This is a genomic window from Xanthomonas sp. 3075, from assembly GCF_014197275.1.
GTDB lineage: Bacteria > Pseudomonadota > Gammaproteobacteria > Xanthomonadales > Xanthomonadaceae > Xanthomonas > Xanthomonas campestris_B.
The window spans coordinates 1-15,735 of the sequence record NZ_JACIFI010000015.1 but is presented as its reverse complement, the minus strand read 5'-3'; the positions used below and the strand labels follow the sequence as shown (position 1 = coordinate 15,735).

Annotated in this window: 14 protein-coding genes; 1 reads left to right on the top strand and 13 read right to left on the bottom strand. The window is 65.6% G+C overall.

All coding sequences use genetic code 11. The annotated features are described in order from the left end of the window. Positions 1–302: 302 nt before the first annotated feature. The 13 genes from fliP to GGR62_RS14540 form a co-directional block, all read right to left on the bottom strand. On the bottom strand, positions 303–1,142 hold the full coding sequence (gene fliP / locus GGR62_RS14600; RefSeq protein WP_184408593.1) for a flagellar type III secretion system pore protein FliP: 840 nt from the start codon (positions 1,140–1,142) through the stop codon (positions 303–305). A gap of 1 nt (position 1,143) precedes the next feature. Beyond that, complete coding sequence (gene fliO / locus GGR62_RS14595; RefSeq protein ID WP_184408592.1) at positions 1,144–1,551, bottom strand: flagellar biosynthetic protein FliO; 408 nt, start codon at positions 1,549–1,551, stop codon at positions 1,144–1,146. Next, the gene (gene fliN, locus GGR62_RS14590; protein WP_184408591.1) at positions 1,548–1,886 is read right to left on the bottom strand and encodes a flagellar motor switch protein FliN; all 339 of its coding nucleotides are present in this window, start codon (positions 1,884–1,886) and stop codon (positions 1,548–1,550) included. Before fliN ends, fliO begins: the two co-directional genes overlap by 4 nt. Next, positions 1,883–2,896, bottom strand: coding sequence for a flagellar motor switch protein FliM (fliM, locus tag GGR62_RS14585; RefSeq protein WP_184408590.1), 1,014 nt, complete (start codon positions 2,894–2,896; stop codon positions 1,883–1,885). The genes fliN and fliM overlap by 4 nt, the downstream gene beginning before the upstream one ends. A 10-nt stretch (positions 2,897–2,906) precedes the next feature. Further along, on the bottom strand, positions 2,907–3,455 hold the full coding sequence (locus GGR62_RS14580; protein ID WP_184408589.1) for a flagellar basal body-associated FliL family protein: 549 nt from the start codon (positions 3,453–3,455) through the stop codon (positions 2,907–2,909). A gap of 165 nt (positions 3,456–3,620) precedes the next feature. Further along, positions 3,621–4,913 (bottom strand): flagellar hook-length control protein FliK, encoded by a 1,293-nt coding sequence (locus tag GGR62_RS14575; protein WP_184408588.1) that lies wholly within the window; start codon positions 4,911–4,913, stop codon positions 3,621–3,623. Then, the gene (gene fliJ, locus GGR62_RS14570) at positions 4,910–5,365 is read right to left on the bottom strand and encodes a flagellar export protein FliJ (RefSeq protein WP_184408587.1); all 456 of its coding nucleotides are present in this window, start codon (positions 5,363–5,365) and stop codon (positions 4,910–4,912) included. Before fliJ ends, GGR62_RS14575 begins: the two co-directional genes overlap by 4 nt. 3 nt (positions 5,366–5,368) lie before the next feature. Further along, the gene (gene fliI, locus GGR62_RS14565) at positions 5,369–6,751 is read right to left on the bottom strand and encodes a flagellar protein export ATPase FliI (protein WP_184408586.1); all 1,383 of its coding nucleotides are present in this window, start codon (positions 6,749–6,751) and stop codon (positions 5,369–5,371) included. Then, positions 6,748–7,368 (bottom strand): FliH/SctL family protein, encoded by a 621-nt coding sequence (locus GGR62_RS14560; RefSeq protein ID WP_184408585.1) that lies wholly within the window; start codon positions 7,366–7,368, stop codon positions 6,748–6,750. Before GGR62_RS14560 ends, fliI begins: the two co-directional genes overlap by 4 nt. Further along, positions 7,365–8,354, bottom strand: coding sequence for a flagellar motor switch protein FliG (gene fliG, locus GGR62_RS14555; protein WP_184408584.1), 990 nt, complete (start codon positions 8,352–8,354; stop codon positions 7,365–7,367). The genes GGR62_RS14560 and fliG overlap by 4 nt, the downstream gene beginning before the upstream one ends. A 10-nt stretch (positions 8,355–8,364) precedes the next feature. After that, complete coding sequence (fliF, locus tag GGR62_RS14550) at positions 8,365–10,089, bottom strand: flagellar basal-body MS-ring/collar protein FliF (protein WP_184408583.1); 1,725 nt, start codon at positions 10,087–10,089, stop codon at positions 8,365–8,367. A gap of 13 nt (positions 10,090–10,102) precedes the next feature. Beyond that, complete coding sequence (gene fliE, locus GGR62_RS14545; RefSeq protein WP_006449786.1) at positions 10,103–10,474, bottom strand: flagellar hook-basal body complex protein FliE; 372 nt, start codon at positions 10,472–10,474, stop codon at positions 10,103–10,105. Positions 10,475–11,340: 866 nt separating this feature from the next. Beyond that, complete coding sequence (locus GGR62_RS14540) at positions 11,341–14,874, bottom strand: glycosyltransferase (RefSeq protein WP_260306035.1); 3,534 nt, start codon at positions 14,872–14,874, stop codon at positions 11,341–11,343. Between the two features lie 158 nt (positions 14,875–15,032). Between GGR62_RS14540 and GGR62_RS14535 the strand changes: the two genes are divergently transcribed. Further along, positions 15,033–15,470: a hypothetical protein gene (locus GGR62_RS14535; protein WP_184408581.1), complete on the top strand. Its 438-nt coding sequence runs from the start codon at positions 15,033–15,035 to the stop codon at positions 15,468–15,470. Positions 15,471–15,735: the final 265 nt, after the last annotated feature.

Sequence of the window (15,735 nt, the reverse complement as noted above, 5' to 3'; positions counted from 1 at the left end):
AGGCTGAATAGGGGGATGAGGTCTGAAGCTGGTGCGACGGTGTGTGGGGTGACCAAGCTACGGTCTGCAGCAACTCGCCCCTCTCCAGCGGGAGAGGGGTTGGGGTGGGGGTACGAGGCGAAGCCACGCGTGTTGGGTGGTTCGGCTGGGGAATTGCTCAGCTGTGGGCTTCGGCCGCTATCGGCTGCACTGGCTGGCGCGCTTGCTGTCTGCTCTGCGTCTGCTGCGCGACTTCGGGACCGCATGCCGAAGCGGTAGGCCGGGTCGACACGCCGGCAGGGCGGCGCATGCAACCCTCTTGGCTACGACGCGTTAAAGCTCGCCGCCAGCGTGCCCACCACCAACACCCATCCATCCACCAGGATGAACAGCAGGATCTTGAACGGCGCGGAGATCAACATCGGCGACAGCATCATCATGCCCATCGACATCAGCACGCTGGCCACCACCAGATCGATGATCACGAACGGAATGAAGATCAGAAAGCCGATCTCGAACGCGGTCTTCAGCTCGCTGGTCACGAACGAGGCCACCAGCACCGGGAACGGCACCGCGTCCGGGCCGGCGTATTTGCCGTCGCCAGCCATGCCGGCGAAGGTCATCAGGTCGGTCTCGCGGATCTGCGCCAGCATGAAGGCGCGCAGCGGCTGGGTGGTGAGCGTCCAGGCGGTCTGGAAGTCGATCTGGTTGTTGAGGTACGGCGACAGGCCGGCGCCCCACATCTTCTGCCACACCGGCATCATCACCAGCGCGGTCAGGAACATCGACAGGCCAAGCAGCACCTGGTTGGACGGGGTCTGGCCGGTGCCCAGCGCCTGGCGCAGCAGGCCCAGCACGATGGTGATGCGGGTGAAGGCGGTCAGCACCAGCAGCATCGACGGCAGCAGGGTGATCGCCGTCATCAGCAGCAAGGTCTGCAGCGGCAGGCTCACCGGTTGGTCGCCGATGCGGCCGACGCTGACGTTCGGCAACGACGGCAATTGATTGGCGCCGGCCGGAGCGGGCGCCGCAGCGGGAGCGGCGGCCTGGGCCATGGCCGGCAAGGCGGCAGGCGTGGCGGCCGCCAGCAGCGGGCAGCTCATCACCAGCAGGATCAACACCAGGCGCAGGCTGCGCCCCCAGCGATTCCAACGACTGAACATGTCACGGGTCCTTGCGCAGCTTCTGTGCCAGCAGCTGGGCGAAATTGGGGAGTTGCTTGAAGTTGGGCAGGGTGGGCGCAGGCGCGGTCGGCAGCGGTTCGGACAAGGTGTGCAAGGTGTTGATGCCGCCGGCGGTGACGCCAAGCAACAACTGCTGGCCGTTGACCTCCACCACCACCACGCGTTCCTTGGCACCCACCGCCAGGCTGGTCACCATGCGCAGGCCCTCGGTGTTGCGGAAACCGCTGCCGGGCATGCGCTTGAGCAACCAGCCCAGGCCGACGATCAGCGCGAGCACCAACAGCAATGCAAACACTGCGCCAAACAGGCTGGGCGAGGACGGCGCCTGCGCACCGACCTGGGTGGCCTTGGCCGCGACGGGCGCGGCAGTGGCCAGCAGGCCGATCACCGCAGCCTCCGGATCCGTTCGCTGGGGCTGACCACGTCGGTCAGGCGGATGCCGAAGCGGTCGTTGATGACCACCACTTCGCCATGCGCGATCAGGGTGCCGTTGACGTACACGTCCAGCGGTTCGCCGGCGCCGCGCTCCAGTTCCACCACCGAGCCCTGGTTGAGCTGCAGCAAATTGCGGATCGGGATGCGCGCGCGGCCCACTTCCAGCGACAGGGTCACCGGCACGTCCAGGATGACGTCCAGGTTGAGGTCGGTGGCATTCAGATCGCGGTCGGCCTGCAGGCTGTCGAAGGTGGCGGGCGAGGCGTCGAGGATGTCGGAATTGATCATTTGCTGGGGTCCTGGGATGGAACGGCACGCGGGGCTTGCACGCCGGGCGGGCGTACGGCGGTGATCTTGACGGCGTTGTTGCCGTTGGAGACGCCGAATTCGCCGGTGAACAACGGGATTTCTTCCACGCACAGCGGCACCTGGGCGGGCAGGTCGATCGGCAGGATGTCGCCGACCTTCAAACCGGTGAGCTGACGCAGACTCATGCGCTTGCTGGCCAGCACGCTGGACAGCGTCACTTCGGCGGTGTCCAACTGCTCGCGCAGCATCACGTTCCAGGAGTCGTCGCGGTCGTTGCGATCGCTCTGGATGCCGGCATCGAGCAATTCGCGGATCGGCTCCAGCATCGAGTACGGCAGGGTGATGTGGATCTCGCCGCCGCCGCCTTCCAGTTCGACGTGGAAACGGCACACCACCACGTACTCGCGCGGGGTGACGATGTTGGCGAAGTGCGGGTTGATCTCGGAGTTGATGTACTCGAAGTCCACCTCCATCACCGGCGCCCAGGCTTCCTTCAGATCGGCGAAGGTCTGCTTGAGCATCAGCTGCACCACGCGCATCTCGGTGGCGGTGAATTCGCGGCCTTCGATACGGGTGTGATAACGGCCGTCGCCACCGAAGAAGTTGTCCACCACGGTGAACACCAGGGTGGGTTCGAACACGATCAGGCCGGTGCCGCGCAGCGGTTTGAAGCGGATCAGGTTGAGGTTGGTCGGCACATACAGCGAGTGCATGTACTCGTTGAACTTGATCAGGTCGATGCCGCGCACCGACAGGTCGGCCGAGCGCCGGATCAGGTTGAACAAGCCGATGCGCCACAACCGCGCGAAGCGCTCGTTGACCATCTCCAGAGTCGGCATGCGACCCCGGATGATGCGGTCCTGGCTGGACAGATCGTACTGGCGCGCCTCGCCGGGCAGGGCATCCGGCTCGGTATTGACCACGCCCGAATCGACGCCGTGCAGCAGGGCATCGATCTCGTCCTGGGAAAGCAGATCACTGACGCTCATGGGGCAGGCCTTACTGGGTAACGAAACTGGTGAACAGCAATTCTTCGACGCACTTCTTGCCGGTCTCGCTGGTCATCACCTTCTGCGCTTCGGCGAGCGCGGCTTTCTGTAGCTTCTGTTTGCCGACCAGGTCGGCCACGTCGGTGGCCTTGGTCTGCGACAGCAGCATCAGCAGATGCGCACGAATGGCCGGTGCGTTCTCGGTGATGAGCTTGAGGTCTTCCGGGTCGCGGGTGACCAGCTGCACCTCGACCTGCAGGTACTGCGGGCCATCGCCGGGGTCGGCCAGGTTGACCACGATCGCCGGGTCCATCGGGAAGTACTGAGCCGGCTTGGGCACCTCGGCCACCTTGGGTGCGGCATGCTTGCCGCCTTTCTCATCGCCCTTGTGGCCGAAGAAGAACCAGGCGCCGCCACCGGCAGCGGCCAGTACGACGACGCCAACCGCGATCAGCAGAAGCTTCTTGCCGCCCTTCTTCTTTTCGCCCTTGTCGTCTTTATCTTCGGTTTTCTTGGGTTTTTCGGCGGCTGCCACAGTCTGCTCCAGGGGAATGCTCACCCTGTGGATGCAACTGGCATGCCAAACACGCGCCGGTTTCCTGGCGCACGGCCGATCGAAACGCAAAAACCCCCGCAAGCCTTGCGCTGCGGAGGTTATGAAGCGTCGCCGGGGATTGCCGAGGCGCGGTTGTCAGCGGCGCCGGAGCATGTCTGGCGCGCCACCTCAGGCGTAGGCGTCCAGCAATCCACGCTGGCGTAACACCACCGACGGAATTCCGACGGGCGGGCTGTCTTCCAGGCTGAGTCCGTTGCCGTCGCCGTTGCCGCCGTTGCGATTGCCCGACTGGCCTTGCTGCTGCTGGCCCACATCGGCCTGGCCGAGCTGAAAGCCGTTCTGTCCCAGCATTTCGCGCAGGCGCGGCAGGCTCTGTTCCAGCGCCTGCCGCACGTCGGCATTGGCCGAGGTGAAGCTGGCGTTGACCTTGTCGCCGTCCAGATGCAGGCGCACCTCGACCGGGCCCATCTCGTTCGGGGTCACCTTGATGTGGGCGTGGCCGATCTTCTGGTCGGCCAACCAGCTCATGCGTGCGCCGATGGCGTCGTCGAAGGTGTCGCTGCCCATCTCCGGGGTCGGGGTGGGCGAGGCGCTGAACACCGGCGCCGGATCCTGCGCGCGACTGAGCGAAGCAACCGTGGCGGTCGGCAACACGAACGCTGGGGCATCCGGTCCCGTCGGGGCGGCGCTGTCGTCGGTGGACGGGGTCAGCGCCTTGGCGGCCATGCTCATCAACGCGGCGGTCTGGGCATCGCCGCTCAGCGCCGTGGCGGACGTGGGCTTGGCGCCTGCGGTTGCCGCCGGCGCCAGCGCACCCAGTGAGGGCAGGGCGTTGCCGCTCGCTCCCGTTGCGGTGGGTGCGGCGGCATCGGTGGGCAATGCGGTGGCGGTCGGGGTGGTGCCGGTTGCGCCGGCCATGCTCGCGGTCAAGGCCGCTGCCGCGGCCGCCAGCACATCGCCGCCCGGCAGCGCTTGCGCCAGCAGGCCCATGCCGAAGCCGCCCAGGCCCGGCGGCGGCCAGCTGGAATCGGTCGCGGTTGTCGCTTCAGCCGGCGCGTCCTCGCTCGCGGCCGTGGACTTGGCGTTCTTGCCGGTTTTGGCGGTACCGGCCGCAGCGCCGCTGTCGGCGGCAGCCGGCTCCTTGGCGGAGCTGGACTTGGCGGCTTTGGCATCACCCTCCTGCGCACGCGGGCGTGCGGTGGCATCGCCCGGCGCATCGTCGCCATGGTCGTTGTCGTCGCGCTGCTTGCCGGACTGGTTGGGCTTGGGCGCGGCCTGCTTGGCCGGCACCCGTTCGGGCGCCTGCGGCGGGGCCTGGTTCGGCGTGTTGGCCGGATTGAGCATGCGCGCGAACGGGTCCTGGCCCGCATCCGGTTCGGACGAGGGGTCGCTGTAGCTGGATTTCTTGCCGGTGCTGGTGAGTGCGCCGAGGCCGGCTGCAAAAGCGGACAAGGGGTTCATGCGGATTCTCCGTGGGTATCTTCGCTGCGTGACAGGCGCGAGCGGCGCGCGCCGAGGTCGTCCATCTCACGCTGGTCGCGGCGCTCGATCACCTTGTTCTCCTGGGCGCGGTAGCTGGCTGCCAGTTGCTCCAGCACCTGTTTTTCGCGGCTGGCCAGCAGCAGGCGGGTGCGCTCGGCTTCCACCTTGTTGCGGTTGCTTTCCACCGTCTGTGCCTGTTGCACCACGGCGCTGTCGAGCCGGTCCAGGAAGGCGCGGCGGTTGGTCAGCGCGGCGGCGCTGGTGCCGGCCATGTGGCTGTTGGCGTATTCATCGGCATAACGGCGCAGTTCTTCCAGACGCGATTGGTGCGTCTCCAGCGCGCGTTGGCGCTCGGCCAGATCGCGGGCGACCTTGTCTTCCTGCTCCTGAGCGCGGCGCAGCAGGGGGTCGATCCGTTTGGACTGCATCATGGATTAGTTCTCTGGTTCAACCAGCCGCTGCAACGCGGACAGGCTGTCGGGCAGGTCGGCGGCCTTGTGGACGTCCTGGCCGAGGAATTCGACGATCTCCGGCCAACGCGCCAATGCTTCGTCGGTGGCCGGGTCGCTGCCGCGCTGGTAGGCGCCGATGGCGATCAGGTCGCGGTTGGCGGTGTAGGCCGACAACAGCCGCTTGAGCTTGCGGATGCGCAGGCGCCAGGTGTCGTCGGCAATGTCCTGCACCACGCGGCTGACCGAGGATTCGACGTCGATGGCCGGGTACAGGCCGCTGTCGGCAACCCGACGCGAGAGCAGGATGTGGCCGTCGAGAATGGCGCGCGCGGCGTCGGCGATCGGATCCTGCGGGTCGTCGCCTTCGGTCAGCACGGTGTAGAAGGCGGTGATCGAGCCGCGCCCCTTGGCGCCGTTGCCGGCACGTTCCACCAGCGCCGGCAATTTGGCGAACACCGACGGCGGGTAGCCGCGGGTGGTTGGCGGTTCGCCGACCGACAAGCCGATCTCGCGCTGCGCCTGGGCGAAACGGGTCAGCGAATCCATCAGCAGCAAGACGTTCAAGCCCTGGTCGCGGAACCATTCGGCAATGGCGGTGGCGCGGTAGGCGCCGTGCAGGCGGGCCAAGGGCGGGCGGTCGGCCGGAGCGGCCACCACCACGGCGCGGCGCAGGCCTTCCTCGCCCAGGGTGCTTTCGACGAAATCGCGCACTTCGCGGCCACGTTCGCCGATCAGCCCCACCACGATCACGTCGGCCGAGGTAAAGCGGGTCATCATGCCCAGCAGTGTCGATTTACCGACACCGGAGCCGGCGAACAGGCCCACGCGCTGGCCACGGCCGATCGGCAGCAGCGCGTTGATCGCGCGCACGCCGACATCCAGTGAGGTGGTGATGGGTTCGCGTGCGAGCGGGTTGATCGACACGCCGGCCATGCTGACGCTGCCTTCGCCGCGGATCGGGCCCTTGCCGTCGAGCGGGGTGCCGTCGCTGTCGATGACGCGGCCAAGCAGGCCTTCGCCCACTTCCACGCCGCCGCGCCGCCGCGAGGGCACCACGCGGGCATTCGGCAGCAGACCGTGCAGTTCGGCGCTGGGCATCAGGTAGGTGCGTTCGCCGGCAAAGCCGACCACTTCGGCATCGACCCAGCCGCCATCCACTTCGACCTTGCAGGTGGCGCCCATCGGCGCTTCGCAGCCGGTGGCTTCCAGGGTCAGGCCGACCGCGCGACGCAGGATGCCTTCGCGGATCAGGGTGCGGCCGGCAGTCGGCTCCAGTCCCAGCCCGCTCAGGCGGGTGGCCAGGCGCAGGTTGCGCGCGTCCAGCCAATCGGCCGGGGCTGGGGTGGCTTGCAACAGGTCGCTCACAGGCCCGCTCCGGATTTGCGCATGACGGTCTCCAGCGCGGCCCGCAGGCGCGCATCCAGGGTGCCGTCCACGCGCACGCTTTCGGCGTGCACGCGCAGGTCGCCACGGCTCAGGCTCAGGTCGGGGGCCACGCGGGTGGTGCTGCTGGCCGCCAGATGCGGGAGTAGTGCGGTGATGTCGTCCGGGTGCAGGCGCACTTCGACTTCGCGCCCGGTACCGCCGACCGCATCGATGGCTTCGTGCACCAGGTCCGAGAGCAACTGCGGGTCGGCCTGATAGGCACGGCCCACCAGCGAGCCGGCGATGCGCACCGCCAGCTCGCCGAGCGCGCCGACCACTTCGTTCTCCAGCCGCGCCAGCGGGCGAGTGAAATTGTCCAGGATGCCGTCGATCTGCGCGGTCAGGCGGCGCACTTCGGACTGGCCCTGGGCAAAGCCTTCGGCATGGCCGCGCGCGAACCCTTCCTGCTGGGCGGCGTCTTCGATGGCCTGGATCTCTTCCAGGGTCGGCGGGCGCAGCACCGGCTCGTAGACGGCCGGTTCGTCGAATTCGGATTCCGGCAGTGCCGGCGCCATGTGCAGGTCGGGGGCCAGCCAGCGGGTGACGATATCGTTCATACCATCGCCTCCGCACCGGCACCGCCGAGGCTGATGGCGCCTTCGTCAGCCAGGCGGCGGACGATGGTGAGGATTTCCTTCTGCGCCGCTTCCACGTCGGCCAGGCGTACCGGGCCGCGCGCTTCCATGTCCTCCAGCAGGATCTCGGCCGCGCGCTGGGACATGTTGCGGGTGATCTTCTCGCGCACCTTGACGTCGGCACCGCGCAGGGCCAGGCCCAGGCGTTCGCCGGAGACTTCGCGCAGCAGCGTCTGCAGGCCGCGGTCGTCCAGATCCACCAGGTTGTCGAACACGAACATCAGGTCCTGGATCTTGCTGGCCAGGTCGGCGTCGATCTTGCCGATCTCGCCCAGCACGCCCTGGTCGGCGCCGGTGTCCAGGAAGTTGAGGATGTTGGCGGCGACCTTGATGCCGCCCACGTTGGACGACTTCAGGTTCTGGTTGCCGGAAAATTGGCGCTCCATGATGTCGTTGAGCTCGCTCAGCGCATTGGGCGGGATGCCGTCCAGGGTGGCGATGCGCAGCAGTACGTCGGCGCGGGTACGCTCGGGCAGCAACTTCAACGCCTCTGCGGCCTGGTCGCTGTCCAGATGCGCCATGACGATGGCGATGATCTGCGGGTGTTCGTTGCGCACCAGGTCGGCGACCGCGCGCGGGTCCATCCACTTCAAGGTGTCCAGGCCGGTGGTGTTGCGGCCGAGCAGGATGCGGTCGATCAGGCCACCGGCCTTGTCCGCGCCCAGCGCCTGGATCAGCACGTTGCGGATGTAGTCGTCGGCGCCCACGCCCAGCGAGGTCTTGCCGGCCAGCTCGCCGTTGAAGTCGTCCATGACCCGCTCGACCTGGTCGCGCGAGATACCGGTCATGGTGGCCATGGCGATGCCGATCTTCTGCACCTCCTTGGGGTCCATGTGCTTGAGCACTTCGGCGGCGTCGCTTTCCCCAAGCGACAGCAACAGCACCGCAGCACGCTGCACTCCGGTCATCGGTGGTGTATCAGGCTTCACTGGCGACCCATCCCTTCACGACTTGTGCGACACGTTTTGAATCGGCTTTCACGGCTTCACGCGCTACGCGCATGCGTTCTTCGTAGGCGTCCGGCAGGGCGATCGCAACCTTACGGTCCTGGCCAAGCTGGGCGGTGTCTTCTTCCAGGCGGGGTAACAGATCGTCCTGGTCGACCATCCGCACGTCGGCGCTCTGTGGAGTGCCATCCTTGCCAACCTTGCCTTGCTTGTCCTTGACCGGGGTCACGCCGGTGAGCTGACGCAGGGTGGGGCGCACCACACCGAACAGCAGCGCCAGCACCACCACCGCACCGACCAGCAGGCGCAGACCGTTCTGCACGCGCGGGTCTTCCCACCACTTCGGGCCTTCCTCGCCCGCAACCGCTTCCCGCACGAACGGGGCATTCATCACCGACACCGTGTCGCCACGTGCCGCGTCGAAGCCTACCGCCTGCTTGACCAGGCCCTCGATGCGGGTGAGCTCGGCGGCGGTGAGCGGCTGCTCGACCATCTTGCCCTTGGCACCGGGGCGCGGGACGTTGTCCAGCAGCACTGCCACCGACACCCGCTTGATGCGGCCGGCCGGCTGACGGGTGTGTTGCAAGGTTCGGTCCAATTCGTAATTGCGGGTGGCGCTCTTGGAACTTTCGGTCGGCGCGGCAGGTGCGGCGGCCTGGCCGTTGGCGGCGGCCGGGGTACCCGGCGCGCCAGCGGTGGCATTGGCAGCCGGCGGCTGGCCGGGGCTGTTGCTGGTGGCGCCGGGCGGGCCCTGCGGGCCGGTGGCGCTGCTGCTGGAATCGCTGACCTGCTCGCTGCGCAGCTTGGCCGGCTCGCCGTTGTAGAGCTCGCGGGCTTCCTCGACCACCGAGAAATCCATGTCCACGCTGACTTCCGGGTTGACCCGGCCCGGGCCGGTCATCGGCTCGAGCAGTTCGCGGATGCGCTGGTTGTAAGAGCTTTCCTGGCGCCGCACCTGTTCGAACTGGGCGGCGTGCTGGGCAGCGTCGCTGTTGGGATCGGCGATGGAGAGCATGCGGCCGCTCTGGTCGACCACGGTCACGCGCTCGGGAGTCATGTCCGGGATGCTGGACGCCACCAGATTGACGATGGCATCGACCTGGTTGCGCTCCAGACCCTGGCCGCCACGCAGTTCCAGCACCACCGAGGCGCTGGCTACATCGCGCTGGCGGGTGAAGGCGCTGGGCTTGGGAATGGCCAGATGCACCCGCGCCTCGCGCACCGGGCGCAGGGTAGCGATGGTGCGCGAGAGTTCGGTTTCCAGCGCGTGCTGGTAGCGGGCGTTCTCCACGAACTGGCTGACGCCGAAGCCCGGATCCTTTTCCATCAGCTCGAACCCGCCGCCGGTTTCCTTACCGGTCAGGCCGGAGCCGGCCAGCTTCAGGCGCGCGTCGTACAGACGGTCCTGCGGCACCGAGATGGCACCGGTGCCCTGGTCGATCTTGAACGGGATCTGCGCGGTGCGCAGCAGGTCGGCCGCCTCGGCGTTGCCCTTTTCGTCCAGGCCGGTGTACAGCGATTGGTAGCCGGGTTTTTGCGACCAGAAGAACACCGCCAGGCCCGCACCCACGGCCAGGGCGATCATCGCCATCATGGTCAGCTTGCGGGTGATCTGCAGGCTGCGGACACGGTCGAACCACTGGCCCGCCTTTTCGGCGTTCTGGTTCATGTTTTCTTTGGTGATCGCGAGAGCCATGTGTCGTCAACCTTTACAGCGGCATGTTCATGACGTCCTGATAAGCCTGGACGAGACGGTTGCGGACTTCCACGGTGGCGCGGAAGGCCACCTGGGACTGCTGGGAGGCGACCATGACCCGCGCCAGATCGGCACTGGGGTCGCCCATTTCGAATGCTTTGGCCAGCGCGCCGGACTTCTGCTGGGCCTCGTTGACGCCGCCGATGGCGCCGCGCAAGGTCTCGCTGAAGCTGGGCGCCTGGGTGGCCGGCGTTCCCTGCGTGCCGGCCAACCCCTGGATCTGATTGCCGCGCGCCGCATCGCCCACCGCGCCCATGGGGCCTTGGCCCATCTGCGTCTGGTAGCTGCGGATCTGCGAAAGAATCGAGGTAACGGAATCGCTCATGGGTGCGGTCAGCCAGGGAGGCATCCACATCAATGCAAGCGGCGTGCCGAAATTGCGGCGGGATTCCGGCGCCGGGGGCGTGGAGGGTGCTGTAGCAGGGCTGCAGAGTGGTCTGCAGGCGCAACTTTCTCTGCGCTAGCTAGGCGGGCACCTACTCTTGAGTCGGGTGCTTCTTTAGCTGGGCCTTGTCGACAGGGCGCGCGTTTGTTCAGCCGGTTTGCCTAGCAAGACGCGGGCCTGTCTGGCGAAGAGCGACTGATCTGCGGCTTGGCTGAAGGGCCCTTGCCCGCCCACCATCGCGGGACACGCTGCAAGTACGTCCTTGTAAGCTCTTACGCGGCATCCATGCCGCGTAAGGTCCCGCGACGGTGGGCGGGCAAGGACCAGTCAGGATGGTCGGTGCGCGTGGTTTCAACAAAGGCAGTCAGCAAACTCTCTGGTGCGGTGTCTTTGCCGCTTGCGGGACCGTGTGGCGGCATGGATGCCGCCACTAGCCTCTCCCCCGGGAGAGGGCGCTTCAGCGCAAGGGGCCCTTTGCCGCAAGGGGCCCTTTGCCGCAGAGAGGCGCTTCACCGCAGAGATCAATGCCTGCCTTCCCCCGCCTGCGGGGGAAGGTGCCCGAAGGGCGGATGGGGGTAGCAACTGCCATTGGGCGATCAAGACAGTTGCTCCACGGATGGATTCACGGCGTGTCCCGCAGGCGGTGAGGGCACCGCGCGCACGACCAACCAGACTTTTGCGCTATGCATGTGACTGTAGCTAAACGACGCGACGGCTCGATATTTCTGCGGCTGTGAGCTGGATTGAATCGGCCGGCTTGGCTTTGATGACAATGTGTCTTAAAGGTGGTGCATGCGCCGTGCCCATTAATCCGGCAACCACGCGTCCCGCCAACGCTCCAGATTGCTGCCGCTCAACATCCAGTCGCGGCGCACCACGTCACGCAAGGCCGCACCCTTGGCGCGTGCTGCGTCCGGGTCGGCCAGATGCTCGCGGATGGCGCCAATCCAGTCGCGGTACCGGTTTTTCACCAGCGTCACCGGCAGGTTGCCCTGGTAGCAGCGCACATCGCTGGCGATCACCGGGTAGCCGCAGGCGCCGTACTCCAAGAGCCGCAGATTGCTCTTGCACGCGTTGAACAGGTTCTGTTCCACCGGTGCCAGCGCCAGATCCAGGCCCAAGGCGGCCAGCGCGGCCGGGTAATGATCGATCGGCACGCCGGGCTGGAACTGATGGATGTGCTGGCGCAGCGCGAACGGGTACATCCCCATGAACACCCATTCGACCTCGTCGGCCAGCTCGCGCACCACGTCGGCGATCAATTCAAGATCCCCGGTATGGCTGGCGCCGCCGGCCCAACCGATCCGCGGCTTTCCGCCATGGCGGATGTTGCGCTCCGGCAAGGCTTCCCACCAGTGCGGGGGCAGGCGGTTTTCGGCCACGCGGATATCGCTGTGCAGCCCGGCAAACGCCTCGGCCAGCGCCGGGGTGGATACCACAAAGCGATCCACCAGGCCCAGCCCGCGCCGCACGGTCTTGAGAATGTCCTTGGGCATGTGCTCGCGGTGGGCATTCTTCAGCGGCAGGTTGGGCAGGTAATCGTCCAGCTCGTAGACCTTGAACGCGCGCGATAACGCCTTCATGCGGCGCATCGCCTCCAGCCGCGCTTCGCCCACCTGGCGTTGCAGGATCACCACGTCGGGATCCTGACGCGCCAGCTCGCTGATCTCCAGATAGCCGTTGAACAGCACGCCTTCCACCATGCCGCCCTCGCGCAGAGCACGCAGCGGCTGGATCACCCGATAGTGGCCGCAGCCTTCGATATCGGCCGGCAGTGCGATCACGCTCGGCAGCGGCCGCCACGACTGCAACGGCCGCCAGCTGGCGCGCGGGTCGGCCAGTCGGAAGCCTGCGCCGGGATCCAGCGAAAAGCCCGGGTTGTAAGCCGGGTCGTTGGCCATTACCGGCAGCCAACGGGCGTACATCGCTTCTTCGTCGAGTGCAGTGGCGGGCGTCTGCTCCGGTGGGTCGATCAACAACTGCGCGCGCGCGGCAAACACATTCAAGTACCCGGCCTGGTGCAGGCGCAGACACAGATCGACATCGCTCCACTGCGCCAGTGCCGGCTCCAGCGCAAAGCCGCCTGCCTCGATAAAGAGCTGGCGCGGCAGCATCAGGCATTCGCCGCTCAAGGCGGTGTAGTTCTGATCCAGCTGCAGCCGCTGCAGATAGCCCGATTCGTCGAACGCGGCCCCTTCGAATGCGCGTGCTGCCGGTGCTCCCAGGCCAAGCAGCAAGCCGGCGTGATGCACGGTACCGTCGCCGCGCAGCAGCTTGCCGGCCACCGCGCCGACCTCCGGGCGCAGCGCGTGGTTGAGCAACTGCGCGAGCCAATCGGTTTTGATCGCTGCTGCGCCTGCCGCAAGCCACAGCAGCACGTCTCCACGTGCCTGCTCGGCTGCGGCATTGCAGGCCGCCTCGCGCGAAGGTTCGCCCTCAAAGTGCAGCACGCGGATCTGCTGCAGGCTCAGGTTTTCGATGCTCGCCAGCCAATCGCGCAGCTCTGGCTGAGTGTTGTCGCCCCGATCAAGCAATAGCAGCTCGTAGTGCGGGTAGCTGGTGTTAGCGAGCACGCTTTCAAGGCAGCGCTGTACCTGCGCCAGGCGTCCATCGACCAGCACCAGAATGCTGACCAAAGGCTGCTGTGCATGCTGGTAATTCACTGCATGGCGGCCGGGGCCGTTGCTGCTCACTACCGCTTCCACATAGCCGCGCACGGCGAGATGGCGCGTGATGGCGCGTTGTTCGTCCTCGTCGCTGTGCCGGGAGGTGTTGGCCGATGCCACCAGCAAGGGTTCGGCGATGTGCTGGATGCAGGCCAGGCCGTGGCGCTCGACCAGGCCGAGCTGATAATCCAGTTCGAACGCGTCGCCTGATCCAGCCGGAAAGCCGCCATCGGCCAGCAGCGTGCGGTGCCGGAATAACCAATGCCGCGACAGCGTCGACGGCGCACTCAGCAGCATGTCCAGATACAACGCCGGCCGCATCGCCAGCCCCAGCTGACCGTCGTCCAGCGCGACCACTTCGTCGCCGTAGACAGCTTGGCAATCGTCCGGCAGCGCGAGCATCTCCAGCGCCAGCATCAACAGGCCGCTGGCAGTGAAGAGGCTGCCGGCTTCGACCAGCAGCACCCAGTCGATGGACTGCTGTGTGGCGATGGTCCGATTGAGTGTGGACAACAACCCGTCGGGGCCGACCAACACACCGCACTCCCCATGCTCGGCGACCTGCTGCGGCGAGCTGCTGAAAACCCAGGTCTGCTGATTCCGATAACACGCCACCGCCGCCAGACTGGCCTGAGTTGCGGCCACCGCTGCCGCATCGCCATTGCTGTCGATCAACATCACTGCGATCCGCGGGCCACCTGCATGCGCCTGCAAGCGCGCCTCGATCCGTGAGCGCTGGACGTTGCTGGGATGGCGCACGCCCAACCAGGTGGACGGCGACACTCGCTCGGCCATGCCGGCGCTTTGCATCAGCGCATTGACCAGATCCACCGACTTGAACACCCGCGCCTTGTGCGGGCTGAGCGGGGCGACGCGCACCTGGCGGTTGTCGCCGCCCTCGCGCCGCCAGCCGAGTTGGCGGATGCCTTCGCGCAGGTCTTCGTGGCCCTGATCGCCGATGCCGGGTTGATCGCGGCCGGCCTGACTGAACTGCGCGCTCGACACGCGAAAATGCGTGAGCGGGCTGGAGAGCAGGGCGAGATTGCCATGACGCAGCAGCTTGACGTAAATCGCCAGATCACCCACCCAGTGGATGGCCTTGCCGTTCAACATCATCAACTCGTTGCCCAGCGCCAGCAGGTCAGCGCGTCGTGCAAGCACGCAGCTCGGCTCGCCGATGAAGTTGATGGCGTGGTCGGCCAGGAACGACACCAGCTCCGGCCCGTCGATCAGTACGTCCTCGCCGAACGGGAAGCTGGTGGCCAGGATGTCGGGCAACGGCGCACCGTCATCGTCGATGCGCAGCCGGCGCGAGGACGCCAGCGCTGTGCCAGGGTTGCGTTCCATTGCCTCCACCAACTGCGCAATGCAGTCCGGCTGCAGCACATCGTCGTCGTGCAGGAACTTGACGTACTCGCCCTGCGCCAGCGCGATGCCCTTGATGGTACTGGCGAGTTCACCGAGGCGGGTGGCATTGCGGTGGTAGCGGATCGGAAATGGGGCGTTAGCCAGCCTCGACGCCAACACGGCCTCGATGGCACCATCGGTGTTGTCGTCGCAGATCACCAGCTCCAATGCCGTGTAGGTCTGCGCCAGCACGCTATCCAGCGCCTGCGCAAAATAGCGCGACTTGTAGGTGGGCATGACAATGCTGACGAGGGCGGGGTAACTCATAGGGTTTGTCAGTCTCTAATTAAAATTGAACGACTATGACGTCAAGCTCACGCTTTACAGAATGAAGGTGAGGTGATATTTGCGATTCGCAAAGTTAATCGTTTAAAAGTGGTAAGAAAATCCTGATACGTATTCTCACGTCCACAATAGGTCAAAAAATGATTGCGAAAATTGCTCTTTTTACAGTGCTTGTTCTGGTTGCGGGCAACTCGAAGGCATGGACGCTAGTATATGAAACTGATGCAAATGGCAATGTTGTTTCGGGATCGCTGCGAAGCCTAAGAACTGCTGTGGACGCTGGTGCGAGTGTCAAGGTGCTGGTCCCGGCACCCAACATACACGTATGGACTGTGCAGTGCACACATACTTCTTTGAGGCTTGATGCTTCACAGGCCGTAGTCTGTATGAGTGAAACCGATCTTGTTGTTGACGTGACAGTGGGGAGTCAATTTGCTGTGGTTTCGTCTCCTTTGCAATCACACCATTATCTCCTGAATACGTTGGGTCAATATGCTTTGGCTGCTGTAAACATTAAGACAGGGGATTTGATTTCAAACACTTCTACGATTCGTCCTATGCGCTGGTATGTAGAATAATAGTATTTTAAGTTCAATGTAATTGATCCGGAATTTCATTGTCTGCCTTAGGAAGGCGCGCAGCACACTTCACGGAGTCGGATTAAAGCTACGCTTCGTGGAAGGTGAGTTTGCTGTTGGAGACGGCGAACGACGCAGGCGCGTTCGCCGGAGCATACCGAAGTGGCGCTCTAGGGATGGTCTGATCAACGGCATCGGAGGATGAGCCTAACCACATCGACCAGGCTGACGGCGCTCAGATCCTCGATTTTTTTGCCGTTTCCGG